Consider the following 14,649-nt stretch of genomic DNA (forward strand, 5'->3'; position numbering starts at 1 on the left):
TCGAGAACGGAATCAGGCAAAATTGCAGCATGACTGCAAATTTAGCTACCCAAGCCTGCAATCCCTCGCTCAGCGTTGTTATTCCCGTCTACAACGAGGAAGACGGCCTTCAAGCACTCTTTGATCGTTTATACCCCGCACTAGATGCGATGGCTAGCAAGCGCAACATTGCTTATGAAGTAGTGTTTGTAAATGATGGCAGCAAAGATCGCTCCGCCGGCATCCTGGCTAAGCAAGTTGAATTGCGTTCTGATGTCACTCGGGCGGTTTTATTTCATAGTAACTTTGGTCAACACATGGCCATCATGGCTGGCTTTGAATACTCCCGCGGTGAATACATCATCACGCTAGATGCAGATTTACAGAATCCCCCCGAAGAAATTGATGCCTTAGTAAATGAATTACTCAAGGGTCATGACTACGTTGGCACGATTCGTGCGAATCGTCGAGATAGCTTCTTTAGAAAATTTGCTTCCCGTGCCATGAATCATTTGCGGGAAAAAATTACTCGCATCACGATGACCGACCAAGGCTGCATGCTGCGTGGCTATAGCCGTCGTATTATTGATCTTGTTCGTCAGTGTGACGAGAGCAATACATTTATTCCAGCGCTAGCTTATACCTTCGCATCGAATCCAACTGAAATCAGCGTTAAACACGAAGAGCGTTTTGCTGGTGAATCTAAATATAGCCTCTATCAGCTTATTCGCTTGAACTTTGATTTGGTAACCGGCTTCTCCGTAATGCCTTTACAGATTTTCTCGATCCTGGGAATGTTGCTAGCAATGGCTGCGGGTAGCCTGTTTATATACCTCCTGGTCCGCCGCTTTGTTCTAGGCGCTGAAGTTGAAGGAGTCTTCACACTCTTTGCGCTCACCTTCTTCTTGATTGGCGTAATGCTGTTTGGTCTTGGTTTGCTCGGTGAATATATTGGCCGTATCTACCAACAGGTACGTGAGCGTCCACGCTATGTTGTGCAAACTGTTTTAGAGAAAAAATAATTGCACGCAGTCGTCTTTGCATATCACGATGTTGGTGTTAATTGCCTTAAGGCATTAATCGCTGCGGGTATCCAGATTGATTTGGTACTTACCCATCAAGATGATCCCAACGAGAATGTCTGGTTTGGTAGTGTTGCCAAGCTTTGTGAGGCACAGCAGATTCCTTACATCACACCAAACGCAAACGAGTTAATGGATCTCGTACCCCAGATTCAAAAACTGGCCCCTGACTATCTTTTCTCGTTTTACTATCGCCACATGATTCCGGCCGAGCTCTTGGCCTGCGCCAAAATTGCTGCGCTGAATATGCATGGCTCGCTCCTACCAAAATATCGTGGCCGTGCTCCAGTGAATTGGGCCATTCTCCATGGTGAAACTGAAACCGGCGCCACATTGCACATCATGGAAGTTAAACCAGATGCAGGCGATATCGTGGGGCAATCAGCCGTCTCTATTGGTCCCGATGAAACCGCGACAGAAGTCTTTGGAAACGTCAGTCAAGCAGCCGTAGCCGTCATGAATCAAGCTCTACCCCAGCTTGTTCAGGGCAAAGTCCCCAGAAAGTCCAATAATCTGGCTCAAGGAAGCTATTTTGGAGGTCGAAAACCTGCTGATGGCCAAATTCTGTGGCAACAGACGGCTCAGCAGGTCCATAACCTCGTGAGAGCCGTTGCACCCCCTTATCCTGGAGCCTTTACTGACTGGGAGGGTCAACGCAGGATTGTGGCCCGTACAAGCCTTATAGGCCCATTCCCAGAGGAACTCGATCTTCAGGCTCCCGGCATCCAAGTGGTTGATAATCAGGTATTCGGCGTTTGTGGCGACCAGAGAGCGGTAGAGATACTGGACTGGTTCCCAGCAGACAGCTAACAAATTAAAAGTAGCACTCTTTAGATTAAAAACGAGGCAGTAAAGATGAAAAAAGTACTCATTCTTGGCGTAAACGGCTTTATTGGTCATCACCTCTCAAAACGCATCCTGGAGACAACCGATTGGGATGTCTACGGCATGGATATGCAAAACGATCGCCTAGGTGATTTAGTGAACCACCCCCGCATGCATTTCTTTGAGGGCGATATCACCATCAATAAAGAATGGGTTGAGTATCACATTCGTAAATGCGACGTTATTCTGCCTTTAGTAGCCATTGCGACACCGGCCACTTATGTTCAGCAGCCACTCAAAGTATTTGAACTCGACTTCGAAGCTAACTTACCAATCGTACGTTCAGCTGTTAAATATAAAAAGCATTTGGTATTCCCATCTACATCCGAAGTCTATGGCATGTGTGAAGATGGTGAATTTGATCCCGCTAAATCCAATATGGTTTACGGTCCAATCAATAAGCCACGGTGGATCTATGCTTGCTCTAAGCAATTGATGGATCGCGTGATCTGGGGTTACGGCATGGAAGGTCTACGCTTCACTCTCTTCCGCCCATTTAACTGGATTGGCCCAGGTCTAGATAGTATCTACACACCAAAAGAAGGCTCCTCCCGTGTAGTGACGCAATTCTTAGGTCATATTGTTCGCGGTGAATCCATCAACGTGGTTGATGGTGGCGCGCAGAAACGTGCCTTTACTTATGTTGACGATGGCATTGATGCCCTAATGCGCATCATCGATAACAAAGATGGTGTTGCAAACGGCAAGATCTACAACATCGGCAATCCCAAGAACAATCACTCTATTCGTGAACTCGCCAATCAGATGCTAGAGATTGCTCGTAGCATTCCAGAGTATGCGAAGACAGCGAATGAAGTGAAGATTGTAGAAACTACTTCTGGTGCTTACTACGGTGAAGGCTATCAAGACGTTCAAAACCGTGTACCCGCTATTGACAACACCATGAGTGAGTTGGGTTGGAAGCCAACTATTAATATGAGCGACGCGCTGAAGAATATTTTCGAGGCCTATCGTGAAGATGTAGAAAAAGCACGTCACCTGGTTGATAACGAATAAGTACAGAGGTTCATGGCTAAGATTGCACTCAAGGTAGATGTTGACACCCTACGCGGCACTAAAGAAGGCGTCCCCAATCTAGCGCGCACACTTGAACGCTTTGGCCTTAAAGCTACTTTTTTATTTAGCCTAGGTCCAGACCATACTGGTTGGGCACTGAAGCGTGTCTTTAGGCCGGGCTTTCTAAAGAAGGTGAGTCGCACTTCTGTTGTTGAACACTACGGTATTAAGACTTTGCTCTACGGCGTCCTCCTTCCTGGGCCAGATATTGGCAAACAAGCCGCCGCTGAAATGCGTGCGATTGATGCAGCAGGTCATGAAACTGGAATTCACACCTGGGATCATGTGGCCTGGCAAGACGCAGTGCGTAATCGTGATGCCCAATGGACTAAAGCACAGATGCAAAAGAGCTGGGATCGCTTTGTAGAAATCTTCGGGCACACACCAGTTACCTATGGTGCCGCTGGCTGGCAAATGAATGAAGCTGCTTTTGAGCAACTTGATCAATGGGGTATCAAATACTCTTCTGATGGTAGAGCCGAACCGAATTTGATGCCATATCGCTTTGACCTGCCCTCCGGTAAAGCGAAACATGTGCAATACCCAACTACCCTACCCACCTTTGATGAGTTGATTGGCATTGATGATGCAGACGAGTTTGGCGCCGTCACAAGACTTCTTGAGATCACCCAAAGTAATCCCAATGATCAGGTATTTACTTTGCATGCGGAGCTAGAAGGTCAAAAGCTGCTACCCGCCTTTGAGCAATTGCTCGCCGGATGGTTAAACCAAGGTCACGATCTAGTAACTATGGGCGAATTGCATCAATCCTGGGAAGCAACTAAACAACTCGATAAAATAGCTGTACAACCCGTCACTTGGGGAGAAATTCCCAACCGAAGTGGCGAACTCATTTTGCAATCAAGTTAACTGGCATTACGTAATACATAAAATTAGAGAGGCCATCATGACAGTAGAAATTGGTAAGCCAATGCCCCCGTGTGCAATCCCAGCAACATCAGGATTGACGTTTACTCCAGACTCAGCCAAAGGCAAAAAGCTGGTAATCTACTTTTACCCAAAAGATATGACTCCTGGCTGCACAGCAGAGTCTGGTGAATTCCGGGACAACATTGATGCCTTCACTAAAGCCAATACCTTAATCGTTGGCGTATCTCGGGATAGCATCAAATCTCACGATAACTTCCGCAGCAAACTTGGGCTGCCATTTGAGCTAGTGGCTGATACCGAAGAAATCCTCTGTCAACTCTTTGGTGTGATGAAGTTGAAAAACATGTATGGCAAACAAGTTCGTGGTGTTGAGCGCAGCACCTTCCTCTTTGACTCTTCAGGTAAGCTCGCAAAAGAGTGGCGCGGCCTTAAGGTTCCTGGACATGTGACAGAGGTATTACAAGCAGCCCAAGTTACCAAATAATTTTTTAATTAATTTAATCTGGGGTACTTGCAAAGCCTAAAATTTGGGGTAAAGTTGTTCATATGCACCGTAAACGACGGGAAAGTCTAACAGTCAGTTTGACTCATCAGCCTGAGTACTTCAGAACAGGCTCGGTAAGCAACCCCCGCCGTTTTTCAGATCGTTTTACACCCAGTTTCGTTATAGACCGTCAATGCAATCCGCTTGGCGGTTTTTTCTTTTAGGAGAGTCTGCATGCCATTGCCCCCAATCCCAACTCAAATTGCTGGCCAAGTAAAAATTAGTAGCAAAGACACTCCAAATTTAAAGAAGCGTCCTGCACCAGCAAAAACTGTTGTGATGGAAAGTCATGCTCCAGATTGGGCAACAGATGCAGAAGAGGACTTATCTGCCGCTGAAGTTGCCCTCGAGAAAATCAAAAGTGATCGCAGTCCAGTTGCACCACGTCATGAGCGTGATGACAGGAAAATGGCAAGCGTCCCAGAAAAACCAAAGCGCATTGTTCGCACTGGCCCACCTAGCCTATTTGTTTTAGATACCAATGTACTGATGCATGACCCGAGCTCCCTGTTCCGTTTCTCCGAACACGACCTCTTCCTGCCAATGACCACACTTGAGGAGTTGGATAACCACAAGAAAGGAATGACTGAGGTTGCCCGTAATGCCCGTACCGTCAGCCGCTCATTAGATCAATTGGTTGCCGGCACCAGCGGTACATTAGATGAAGGTATTCCACTCAATAAATTAGGTAATCAGGACGTATCTGGTCGCCTCTTTTTCCAGACCAAACTAACCACCGAATCTTTGCCTGAAGGTCTACCCGAGGGTAAAGGTGACAACCTCATCCTCGCTGTTGTGAGCGAGCTCCAAAAGACACGCAAAGGTCAAGAGGTAGTTTTGGTATCTAAAGATATCAATATGCGTATTAAGGCGCGCGCCCTAGGATTGCCTGCTGAAGACTATTTCAACGATCAAGTGCTAGAGGATCGAGATTTAATGTATTCCGGTGTCATGTCATTGCCAGCAGACTTCTGGCCGAAGCATGGCAAAGATATGGAAAGCTGGGCTGATGGCAAATCTGGCACGATGTTTTATCGCGTCACCGGCCCTTCAGTTCCAAACATGCTGGTCAATGAGTTTGTCTATCAAGAAAATCCAGACGGCTCCACACCTTTCTACGCGCAAGTAAAAGAAATTAATGGCAAGACCGCCCTCCTACAGACTTTGAGAGATTTTTCACACCAGAAAAATAATGTGTGGAGTGTGACCGCGCGCAACCGCGAACAAAACTTCGCAATGAACTTGCTGATGAATCCGGATGTGGATTTCATTACATTACTGGGCCAAGCGGGTACCGGAAAAACCTTGCTAGCTCTAGCTGCTGGTCTTGAACAGGTGTTGGATAGTAAGCGCTATAACGAAATTATCATTACGCGCGCTACCGTTCCTGTTGGTGAAGATATTGGCTTTTTGCCAGGCACTGAAGAGGAAAAAATGCAGCCTTGGATGGGTGCTTTTGATGACAACCTTGAGGTCTTGCAACGTAATGAAGATGGTGGTGCCGGTGAATGGGGTCGTGCTGCTACACAAGAATTGATTCGTTCACGCATCAAAGTGAAGAGTATGAATTTCATGCGTGGCAGAACTTTTGTAAGTAAGTTTGTGATTATTGATGAAGCGCAAAACTTAACTCCGAAGCAAATGAAAACCTTAGTGACTCGTGCTGGGCCAGGAACTAAGATTGTTTGCTTGGGCAATATTGCCCAAATCGACACACCTTACTTAACTGAAGGCTCTTCAGGGTTGACTTATGTTGTTGATCGCTTCAAAGGCTGGCGTCATGGTGGGCATGTGACTCTAGCTCGTGGAGAACGTTCACGTCTTGCGGATCATGCTGCTGACGCACTCTAGGCATTCTTCCCCATGCCGCACTCTTATTGGGTGCGGCATTTTTATTTGCACCCTCCTCTCATTCTCGGGATGCAGTAACTTTGGATCAAAAAATAATGCCACTAAGGTTGCGCAATTTAAGCAAGATACCAGCGTAGGTACTGAAGATATTTCGATCGCTGCAGTAGGTTTAGTGGGTGTGCCTTATCGCTATGGCGGTAATAATCCTAAGGGTGGATTTGATTGCAGTGGGCTGATTGCTTATGTCTACCAAAAGTCAGCCAACATTAAACTGCCACGGACCATTCAAGAAATGAGCTCTAGGGGGCAGAGCGTTGAAAATCAACCGCCTGCACCAGGGGACCTAGTCTTTTTCAACACTACTGGTGCTAAGTATTCACATGCAGGAATTTATGTTGGGCAAGGTAGATTTGTACATGCCCCAAGCGCTGGAGGAACTGTGCGCCTGGAGTACATCACTACACCCTATTGGGCAGCTAGATTTACTGAGGCCAGAAGACTAAGCTCGGCATCTCAATAGTCTGTGGGGCTAATACATAGATGGTGATTTTTCATCAATAATCCCATGAAGATACATTTTAGGATTTTGAATTTAAACAATATGGGCAAGAAATAATGAAAGAAATTGACATAGACCGTATTCAAGAAATAATCGTCACAGCGGCAACTGATATCGGTATCAAGATCTTGGCTGCTATTGCCTTTTGGATCATTGGGCGCTGGTTGATTCGCTTTGCTATCAGCATTCTGAGTAAAGGCTTGGAGCAACAAAAATTAGACGCAACCATTCTTCGCTATATCAGATCGGTTATTTCAGTCACCCTCAATATTCTTCTAGTCATTGGCATTCTGGGCTATTTTGGCATTCAGACAACTAGCTTTGCTGCCTTGATTGCCACCGCTGGCGTTGCAATTGGCGCAGCTTGGGCAGGCCTTCTATCGAACTTTGCTGCCGGGGTGTTCATTATTGTTCTGCGCCCATTCAAGGTGGGAGACTTTATTACCGCAGGAGGAATCACCGGTACCGTAAAGGAAATTGGTCTATTTTCCTCAACGATTAACACGCCTGACAATATTGCCACCATGATTGGTAATAACAAAATTTTGGGCGATACCATTCAAAACTTTAGCAACACTCCCTATCGTAGAGTGGATCTTAAGTGTCAACTCTCGGGGGCTGCCGACCAAATCGCTGCGATGCAACTTTTACGAGAAAAAATTTCTGCGATCCCAAACGTATTAAAAGACCCAGCTGTTGAAGTCAATATATTAGAGTTCAATCTCGTGGGTCCAGTACTAGCAGTGCGTCCTTATTGCAATAACAATTATTACTGGCAAGTCTATTTTGATAGCAATCGCGTTATGAGTGAGGCATTAACTTCAGCTGGATTCCCGGCACCTATTGCCTCACAAAACATGATCATGAAGCAAAACTAGAGAATGTTAAATCTACCGAATCTCAATCTTTGGATTGAAGTAATTACTTAAAAGGGTTCGTACCCACCAGAAGAGTAGCCAACCGACCCCATCGCCAAGTTATCAAACTTGGTGTATGGGCCCTGCCAACTTAAGCGCACAGTACCAATTGGTCCATTACGCTGCTTACCAATAATGATCTCTGCCATGCCTTTATCAGTTGTCGTATCTGGGTGATAAACCTCATCACGATAGATAAACATAATTAAGTCGGCATCTTGCTCGATCGCGCCTGACTCTCGTAAGTCTGACATGATTGGACGCTTGTTCGGGCGTTGCTCAAGACCACGGTTGAGCTGTGATAAAGCAACTACTGGGCACTGTAATTCCTTGGCGAGCGACTTAAGAGAACGAGAGATTTCTGAAATCTCTGTTGCACGGTTCTCAGATCCGGATCCACTCATCAACTGTAAGTAATCAATCACCACAAGACCAAGCGTTCCGCCAAAGTTACGAGCAATACGACGTGCACGTGCACGCAACTCTAAGCTAGAAAGAGCGCCAGTCTCATCAATCAAAATTTGGGTATTACTTAAACGGGCAATCGCGTCGGTCACACGTGGCCACTCATCATCCTGTAATTTACCGGTACGCATACGACCTTGATCTACGCGCCCAACTGAACCCAGCAAACGAGCCGCTAATTGCTCACCCGACATCTCCATTGAGAACACCACAACAGGCAAGCCTTCAGCTAATGCAACGTTCTCAGCAATATTGAGCGCAAAAGCGGTGTTATGTGTCACTACGTAATCATTAGTGACATAGGTTCTATCTGGATGACTAACTGAGATACATTGCGCCTCGGACACTCTAGATGGCTCGATACTCTTAAAGGTAAGTCTGCGCCGGCGATCCCAAGTTGATCTGAGTCTTTCTTTCTTTTCAGGCAAAGTGAATGCTTGAAATCCAGGGCCAAAACTCATATTTAGAACATAAGATAGGCGTCCCTGCTTCTTCTCACCTTTATAGGTATAGCTTGTTTGCTGATGAGCAATTGAGCAAAAACCACCCAATGACCTGGCTAACAATGCAACATCTTCTGACAATTGCTGACTAGCTGTACAAAAACGAATAGAGCCCCACTTCTCAATCCAGCCATCAGTGTCCATCAGACCTTGAAAGAGTGCGAGGCGAGAGGTCTTATTTGCCTCAAGGTAAGTAGCGGGAATATATTTATCAAAACTTCCGCAACCAAGAACACCTAAGTCTTGTAGTGCAGCACGGAAATAATTTGTTGGCACAGATTGACGCTGGCCATTGGCAGCAATTCTGGTTTTGGAGACTAATCTCCAGTCATATGCATTTGCATGGACTAACTCCATCTCATAGCCGGCTAGTGCATTCATACGCTCAATCAACTCAGGAGATTTAGTCGAGAACATCACGCTACCGTGAGACAAAGCTAAAGTCCCATCACCGAGTAATGCACCCAAAACCCAAGGATTAATTGGCAGTGCATTTGAGTGACCAAAATCACCGGAGACAGGATCGATCCACAGACGATTCTTGTATCGCACACAAGAAAGCATTTCCATCAAACGCGCAGTATTAATGACTTTTGGCGCACCCCAATCGCGATACATAACACGCCATAGATGCTCATCGCAGCACTCAGCTTCACGACCGTCAGAAAAAGTGACTTTGTAGATCTGTTTAATGCCTTGAGGATAAATGCCAGTAACCATCGAATGCTGACCATCCACCGAAGCTAGGCGATCACCGAAACGCAAATCGCCCATCGACTTCCAACCCTCAACCGTTTTTACTTTTGCATCTAGCGGCTGCGCCTTACCCATCGACGGTCTGCCAGCAACAATGACTAAGTCACCTTTTTGAAGGCCGCTGGTTTGCTTGTCCAAATCAATAAAGCCAGTTGCAATACCGGTGATGTCGCTACCGCCTTGGCGGTTGTAGAGCTCATCAATACGAGCGACAACGGTTTTAAGTAATGGCTCAATTTCGAGGTAATCAGCCTTACGACTACCCTCTTCACCAATTTGCAAAATACGTGATTCCGCTTCATCCAAAAGTGTTCTCACAGAACGACCCTCAGGAACAAATGCAGAGTTCACAATGTTGTCAGAAACTTCAATTAGGCGACGCAGAATGCTGCGGTCACGAACAATGTCGGCATAGCCTTTGATGTTCGCTGCACTTGGAGTGCTTTGCGCTAATGAATTGAGGTAATCAATTCCAACCAAATCACCACCCTGTTCAGACTTAACAGCTTCATGAACAGTAATGACGTCAGCAGGATGATTGTCGCCAACTAAACGCTGAATGACTTTATAGATCAGAGCATGTTCAGGGCGATAGAAATCTTTATCAGTTAACACGCCACCTAGGCGATCCCAGGCTGTGTTATCGATCAGTAGACCGCCGAGCAAAGATTGCTCGGCTTCTACAGAATGCGGCGGTACTTTTAAGGCCTGCAAGGCTGCATCCCCAGAACCCATCATGCCAGGATTGGACATCAGGGAGCGTGAGCGGGATTCAGCCATGAGGCTAACTTACAGATCTAAAACTTACGCTTGCTCGCCAACTACACGGATAGTGATGTCAGCCACTACATCGGTATGAACAGCTACCGCTACAGGGTGATCACCAACCATCTTCAACGGACCAGTAGGCATGCGTACAGAAGCTTTTTCAATTGCAAAGCCTTTGGCTTTCAATGCATCAGCGATGTCATGGTTGGTTACAGAACCAAACAAGCGACCGTCAACACCAGCTTTTTGACCGATTTCGAGAACCAAATCTTTGAGCTTTGCGCCAACTGCTTCAGCAGCAACCAATTTCTCGGCAGCTAATTTTTCCAACTCAGCACGACGTACTGCAAAGTCAGCAATTGCTGTTTCAGTTGCACGACGAGCTTTACGTTGAGGGATCAGGAAATTACGAGCGTAACCGTCTTTAACACGAACGATGTCACCGAGGTTGCCCAGGTTAATTACTTTTTCTAAAAGAATGATTTGCATTGAGGGCTCCCAATTATTTCTTGTGTTGATCGGAGAATGGCAACAAAGCCAAATAACGAGCACGCTTGATAGCAGTGTCTAACTGACGCTGATATTTCGCTTTTGTGCCTGTCAAACGTGCAGGAGTGATCTTGGCGTTTTCGCCAATGAAGTCCTTCAATGTGTCTACATCTTTGTAGTCAATCTGCTCTACGCCAGCAACAGTGAAACGGCAATAACGCTTACGCTTGAACAATGGGTTCTGAGCTGGTTTCTTTTTGAAATCGGGTTTCTTTCCAAACGCCATGATGATTTCCTCTTTAATTTTTCAATTGAATATGGGTAATGTGGAAAACAAGTCTTTGATTACGTAGAGTCTTGGGTGCTAAGAATCCCTCAAACACTGCCTCGGCTCCTAAATCCATTTGCTCTAAGCCCTTTTGTATCGGACCAATTGCGATGGCTTCAACACTCATCTGAATTTTCCTTGCACTTCCTACCTCGCTTACCTCGCCGCTATGTTCTAGCTGGCAATGCATCACAGGTATTCCTGCTGGTGTAAATCGAATTGCGTCTTTAGATACCAAGAATGCAGTTAGGGTGAAATGATTCAACGCCGCTCCGTCACTCTGATACGTTTTCTAGTCTCTGTATTCCTCTTCAAATTTCTAACTTAAACCGCTGCTACAGGAGCGTCGGATTGAGCTGATTTGCGCGCTTCTTCACGTTGCACTTCTTTCATCATGATGGAAGGCTCAGTTTCAGCTTTCTTAGTCTTGATGATGAGGTGACGCAAAACAGCATCGTTAAATTTGAATGCGTGCTCGAGCTCGTCCAGAGTTTTCTGGTCGCACTCAATGTTCATACAAACGTAATGGGCTTTAGCAAGTTTGTCGATCATGTAAGCCATCTGACGACGACCCCAATCTTCCATACGATGAATTTTGCCGCCAGCAGCAGCTAAAGTCGCTTTGTAGCGATCGATCATCGCAGGCACTTGCTCGCTTTGGTCCGGATGGACGATAAAGACGATTTCATAATGACGCATCTAACACTCCTTAAGGATAAAGTCACCTGGGCGTCTTGCTAACTTCCGATGGTTTTAAAGTTAGCGCCAGTGTGACAAGGTAGTAACAAATTGTAGGTAAAACTAACTACGGGTATTTACAGCTTTTTGAGTCCTTACCTAATCTCAGGTAAGTCCGCTATTCTAGCAAAAAAATCCTGCCAAGTCAGGGGTTTACCGGCTTTATTTGCCTGCTTTGCAGCATTTAAAGCTAATTGCAGGCCAATTCTGGCTCTGGGTGCAGTAAGACAGCCTGAGGGTCTGCATCCAAAGGGATCTTTTTCAGGAATATTGGGCAAAGTAGCGCCAGCACCTGTTCTAGTTGTTCTCACCAAGGCAATGCCTTGAGCCATAGCCTGATCCAAAGGCTTCAACCAGTCATCATGAAAGCCACCATGCCCCGTACCAGCAATTACAAAGCCCTGAACAGGGCTACTCAACCACTGGGTGATTGTTTCAGGGCGTGCACCTGCATGACTAGTCAAGATTTCAACCCAAGGCCACTCGCCCTCTTGCGGAATCGGTAAATCTTCATTCCAGGCCGCCTGGACTGCTTTTACACCAGATAACCAGGATGGATTAATCAATCCCACTGAGCTTGATGGCGCGTTTTGCAAGGGGGCATTCAGGGCAGTAGCGTGGCGCTTAGCCAAATCGATGGCCATACATCCACGCCCATCCATCACCGCGTAGATGCCACCTGGGCAGTTATCAATCGATGTTGAGGCCCAGCGCAAGGCGTCAAGCAAATTGGAAGGGCCATCGGCTCCAGGCGCATTACTTGGGAGCATTGCCCCAGTCAGAATAACCCTCTTAGACTGAGTATGAGCTAACTTTCCACAGGTCGCCTGCAAAAATAAGCCCGTTTCCTCCATCGTATCGGTGCCATGGGTAATCACAATCCCCTGCACAGCAGCATCAAGTAAAGCATTCTTGACGGCAAGTCCGAGGCTAGTGAGGTGGGCGTCAGTCAAATTACGACTATTGATATTGGCTACCTGACGCGATACCAGCTTGACACCCTCAGGTACGACTGACTGAACATGTGCCACCAATGCATCTACCCCCACTTGGCCCGCTTGATATTGAAGAGGGTTTTCTTCAGGGTTCGGTGCAAGACCTGCAATAGTGCCACCCATACCCAAGATCAGGAGATGGGGTGTATTTTCAGAAACGTTCGAAATTGAGCTCATTTCTCCATTATCCGCCTCAAAATAGCTTGAATATTCAAAAAGTGCTGTATACAATCCCAGTATGGACATAAATACAGTCGATTTTCCGGAGGAGCTGACTGCCCTCCCCAAACTCACCTCACGTCAAAGTGAGATTTTGGAATTGATAACCAAGGCCATCGATGAAAGTGGCTCGCCACCAACTCGTGCGGAAATTGCAGCGCAACTCGGCTTTGCATCTGCGAACGCCGCTGAAGAACACTTACGCGCATTGGCAAAAAAAGGATATATCGAACTGACGCCTGGAACTTCGCGCGGCATTCGTATTGCACAGCGTTTTAACCAGACTCACAATCCAAATAAATATCGTCAGATGTCTTTGCCTTCTGGCGCACTTCAGCAACTCACACTGCCACTTATTGGTCGCGTTGCCGCAGGCTCTCCAATCACCGCTATCGAGCATATTGAGAAGCAAGTACCGATTGATCCAAGCTTATTTAGCAAGGGTGCTGATTACCTATTGAAAGTAGTTGGCATGAGTATGCGCGATGCTGGCATTTTGGATGGCGACTATCTTGCCGTAAGAAAAACTTCTGAAGTTCGCAATGGCGATATCGTGGTAGCTCGCCTAGATGATGAAGTTACTGTGAAGCGTTGGAATCAAAAGAAAACCGCAGATGGCATGGTGATCGAATTACAAGCCGAGAACCCAGACTTCAAAAATATTTTGGTAGATCGACGTCAACCGAACTTCGCTGTAGAAGGCCAGGCTGTTGGGCTCATTAGGGCTGGCGGACTCTAATCCCAGACCTTTAAAGCAAAAGGCCTCGTGTAGAGGCCTTTTTCAATTGCAGCAGTGACAGGTCACCACCTGCTGTTTACTTCTTTTTTATTCTTTACTTTTTACTTGGCGCAACTACGTTTGCATTCTTAGGGGATGCGGTAATAGTAATGATGGTCTTTGGACCGGTGAATGGGCCTTCATTTAATTCTACGGTGGATGTGCGATCGCCTTTAGTAAAAACTAAAATACTGGTTTTTGATTTCACGGCACTCACAGTAGTCCAACCAGCTCTTGGATATTCAGCCTGAAAGAAAGCGTAAATATCTGTTGGAGTTTGTACTCCAGATAAAACGACTCGCCCTACCCAATTATCACCACGACCAATGATTAAAGAATCTGAGCCAATAATTTTTGATGCCGCAGGCAATGGCATATCACCCAAGAGTTGCGACTGAATTTCTTGTACTTCGCTAGGCGTGCCTGTTGGAGAATCCCCTGAAGAGGCGCAGGCCGCCAAGAGTGCAGCTAGCACTAATGCTGAGGTGATTTTTAGGAATCGTTTCAGTTGGATCATGTGCTTGCCCTGGTAATCAATCTACATTACTGGAGGCGCGTGAGGGAATCGAACCCCCGTACGAAGCTTTGCAGGCTCCTGCCTAACCACTCGGCCAACGCGCCATATGCTTGAATCAAAAATGGGAAGCTTTTGAGGGCTTCCCATCGAACTTGGAGCGGGAAAGGAGGTTCGAACTCCCGACCTATACCTTGGCAAGGTATCGCTCTACCAGCTGAGCTATTCCCGCATAACAGGGCAGTAGTTTAACAAACAATTTGGGGGAACGCATTATTTCTGAGTTAGACCAAAAACTGACAGTCATTCTG

16 protein-coding genes and 2 tRNA genes are annotated in these 14,649 nt (G+C 46.4%); 9 read left to right on the forward strand and 9 right to left on the reverse strand.

Annotated features, from left to right (window positions below; genetic code table 11):
• Window positions 1-29 precede the first annotated feature (29 nt).
• From GQ359_RS07065 to GQ359_RS07100, 8 genes are all read left to right on the forward strand, one after another.
• Entirely contained in the window at window positions 30-1,001 is a 972-nt protein-coding gene (locus GQ359_RS07065; protein ID WP_215386259.1) for a glycosyltransferase, read from the forward strand.
• Window positions 1,002-1,871: a formyltransferase gene (locus tag GQ359_RS07070; RefSeq protein WP_215386261.1), complete on the forward strand. Its 870-nt coding sequence runs from the start codon at window positions 1,002-1,004 to the stop codon at window positions 1,869-1,871.
• A 45-nt stretch (window positions 1,872-1,916) separates the two neighbouring features.
• Window positions 1,917-2,963 carry a bifunctional UDP-4-keto-pentose/UDP-xylose synthase gene (locus GQ359_RS07075; protein ID WP_215386263.1) on the forward strand — a complete coding sequence of 349 codons (1,047 nt, stop codon included), beginning with the start codon at window positions 1,917-1,919 and terminating at the stop codon, window positions 2,961-2,963.
• A 12-nt stretch (window positions 2,964-2,975) separates the two neighbouring features.
• Entirely contained in the window at window positions 2,976-3,893 is a 918-nt protein-coding gene (locus tag GQ359_RS07080) for a polysaccharide deacetylase family protein (RefSeq protein ID WP_215386265.1), read from the forward strand.
• Between the two features lie 37 nt (window positions 3,894-3,930).
• Window positions 3,931-4,398, forward strand: coding sequence for a peroxiredoxin (locus tag GQ359_RS07085; RefSeq protein WP_215386267.1), 468 nt, complete (start codon window positions 3,931-3,933; stop codon window positions 4,396-4,398).
• A 234-nt stretch (window positions 4,399-4,632) separates the two neighbouring features.
• Window positions 4,633-6,309 (forward strand): PhoH family protein, encoded by a 1,677-nt coding sequence (locus GQ359_RS07090; RefSeq protein WP_215386269.1) that lies wholly within the window; start codon window positions 4,633-4,635, stop codon window positions 6,307-6,309.
• Complete coding sequence (locus GQ359_RS07095; RefSeq protein ID WP_215386271.1) at window positions 6,290-6,829, forward strand: C40 family peptidase; 540 nt, start codon at window positions 6,290-6,292, stop codon at window positions 6,827-6,829. Before GQ359_RS07090 ends, GQ359_RS07095 begins: the two co-directional genes overlap by 20 nt.
• A gap of 95 nt (window positions 6,830-6,924) precedes the next feature.
• On the forward strand, window positions 6,925-7,746 hold the full coding sequence (locus tag GQ359_RS07100) for a mechanosensitive ion channel family protein (RefSeq protein WP_215386273.1): 822 nt from the start codon (window positions 6,925-6,927) through the stop codon (window positions 7,744-7,746).
• A 47-nt stretch (window positions 7,747-7,793) separates the two neighbouring features.
• Here the strand turns inward: GQ359_RS07100 and dnaB are convergent, their stop codons facing one another.
• The 6 genes from dnaB to GQ359_RS07130 form a co-directional block, all read right to left on the reverse strand.
• Window positions 7,794-10,289, reverse strand: a complete 2,496-nt coding sequence (gene dnaB / locus GQ359_RS07105) for a replicative DNA helicase (protein WP_371822426.1) — start codon at window positions 10,287-10,289, stop codon at window positions 7,794-7,796.
• 24 nt (window positions 10,290-10,313) lie between these two features.
• Window positions 10,314-10,766: a 50S ribosomal protein L9 gene (gene rplI / locus GQ359_RS07110; RefSeq protein ID WP_215386275.1), complete on the reverse strand. Its 453-nt coding sequence runs from the start codon at window positions 10,764-10,766 to the stop codon at window positions 10,314-10,316.
• A 13-nt stretch (window positions 10,767-10,779) separates the two neighbouring features.
• Window positions 10,780-11,052, reverse strand: a complete 273-nt coding sequence (gene rpsR / locus GQ359_RS07115) for a 30S ribosomal protein S18 (protein ID WP_011902267.1) — start codon at window positions 11,050-11,052, stop codon at window positions 10,780-10,782.
• A gap of 13 nt (window positions 11,053-11,065) precedes the next feature.
• Window positions 11,066-11,359 carry a primosomal replication protein N gene (gene priB / locus GQ359_RS07120; RefSeq protein WP_215386277.1) on the reverse strand — a complete coding sequence of 98 codons (294 nt, stop codon included), beginning with the start codon at window positions 11,357-11,359 and terminating at the stop codon, window positions 11,066-11,068.
• A 59-nt stretch (window positions 11,360-11,418) separates the two neighbouring features.
• Complete coding sequence (gene rpsF / locus GQ359_RS07125; protein WP_046330543.1) at window positions 11,419-11,793, reverse strand: 30S ribosomal protein S6; 375 nt, start codon at window positions 11,791-11,793, stop codon at window positions 11,419-11,421.
• A gap of 134 nt (window positions 11,794-11,927) precedes the next feature.
• On the reverse strand, window positions 11,928-13,004 hold the full coding sequence (locus GQ359_RS07130; RefSeq protein WP_215386279.1) for an asparaginase: 1,077 nt from the start codon (window positions 13,002-13,004) through the stop codon (window positions 11,928-11,930).
• Window positions 13,005-13,065: 61 nt separating this feature from the next.
• Here GQ359_RS07130 and lexA point away from each other — a divergent pair, with 61 nt between their 5' ends.
• Window positions 13,066-13,785: a transcriptional repressor LexA gene (gene lexA, locus GQ359_RS07135; protein WP_215301474.1), complete on the forward strand. Its 720-nt coding sequence runs from the start codon at window positions 13,066-13,068 to the stop codon at window positions 13,783-13,785.
• A 94-nt stretch (window positions 13,786-13,879) separates the two neighbouring features.
• On the opposite strand, the gene GQ359_RS07140 is transcribed toward lexA, so the two are convergent.
• The 3 genes from GQ359_RS07140 to GQ359_RS07150 form a co-directional block, all read right to left on the reverse strand.
• Window positions 13,880-14,341 carry a hypothetical protein gene (locus GQ359_RS07140; RefSeq protein ID WP_215386281.1) on the reverse strand — a complete coding sequence of 154 codons (462 nt, stop codon included), beginning with the start codon at window positions 14,339-14,341 and terminating at the stop codon, window positions 13,880-13,882.
• A 30-nt stretch (window positions 14,342-14,371) separates the two neighbouring features.
• Window positions 14,372-14,445, reverse strand: a tRNA-Cys gene (locus GQ359_RS07145).
• A gap of 49 nt (window positions 14,446-14,494) precedes the next feature.
• Window positions 14,495-14,570, reverse strand: a tRNA-Gly gene (locus tag GQ359_RS07150).
• Window positions 14,571-14,649: the final 79 nt, after the last annotated feature.

The organism is Polynucleobacter sp. AM-7D1, from assembly GCF_018688455.1.
Classification (GTDB): domain Bacteria; phylum Pseudomonadota; class Gammaproteobacteria; order Burkholderiales; family Burkholderiaceae; genus Polynucleobacter.

Coding starts and splice junctions, on each gene's coding strand:
- rplI (WP_215386275.1), bottom strand. CDS start 10,766: ATGCAAATCATTCTTTTAGAAAAAGTAATTAACCTGGGCAACCTCGGT.
- GQ359_RS07095 (WP_215386271.1), top strand. CDS start 6,290: ATGCTGCTGACGCACTCTAGGCATTCTTCCCCATGCCGCACTCTTATT.
- dnaB (WP_371822426.1), bottom strand. CDS start 10,289: ATGGCTGAATCCCGCTCACGCTCCCTGATGTCCAATCCTGGCATGATG.
- GQ359_RS07100 (WP_215386273.1), top strand. CDS start 6,925: ATGAAAGAAATTGACATAGACCGTATTCAAGAAATAATCGTCACAGCG.
- rpsR (WP_011902267.1), bottom strand. CDS start 11,052: ATGGCGTTTGGAAAGAAACCCGATTTCAAAAAGAAACCAGCTCAGAAC.
- rpsF (WP_046330543.1), bottom strand. CDS start 11,793: ATGCGTCATTATGAAATCGTCTTTATCGTCCATCCGGACCAAAGCGAG.
- GQ359_RS07080 (WP_215386265.1), top strand. CDS start 2,976: ATGGCTAAGATTGCACTCAAGGTAGATGTTGACACCCTACGCGGCACT.
- lexA (WP_215301474.1), top strand. CDS start 13,066: ATGGACATAAATACAGTCGATTTTCCGGAGGAGCTGACTGCCCTCCCC.
- GQ359_RS07075 (WP_215386263.1), top strand. CDS start 1,917: ATGAAAAAAGTACTCATTCTTGGCGTAAACGGCTTTATTGGTCATCAC.
- GQ359_RS07065 (WP_215386259.1), top strand. CDS start 30: ATGACTGCAAATTTAGCTACCCAAGCCTGCAATCCCTCGCTCAGCGTT.
- GQ359_RS07090 (WP_215386269.1), top strand. CDS start 4,633: ATGCCATTGCCCCCAATCCCAACTCAAATTGCTGGCCAAGTAAAAATT.
- GQ359_RS07140 (WP_215386281.1), bottom strand. CDS start 14,341: ATGATCCAACTGAAACGATTCCTAAAAATCACCTCAGCATTAGTGCTA.
- GQ359_RS07085 (WP_215386267.1), top strand. CDS start 3,931: ATGACAGTAGAAATTGGTAAGCCAATGCCCCCGTGTGCAATCCCAGCA.
- GQ359_RS07130 (WP_215386279.1), bottom strand. CDS start 13,004: ATGAGCTCAATTTCGAACGTTTCTGAAAATACACCCCATCTCCTGATC.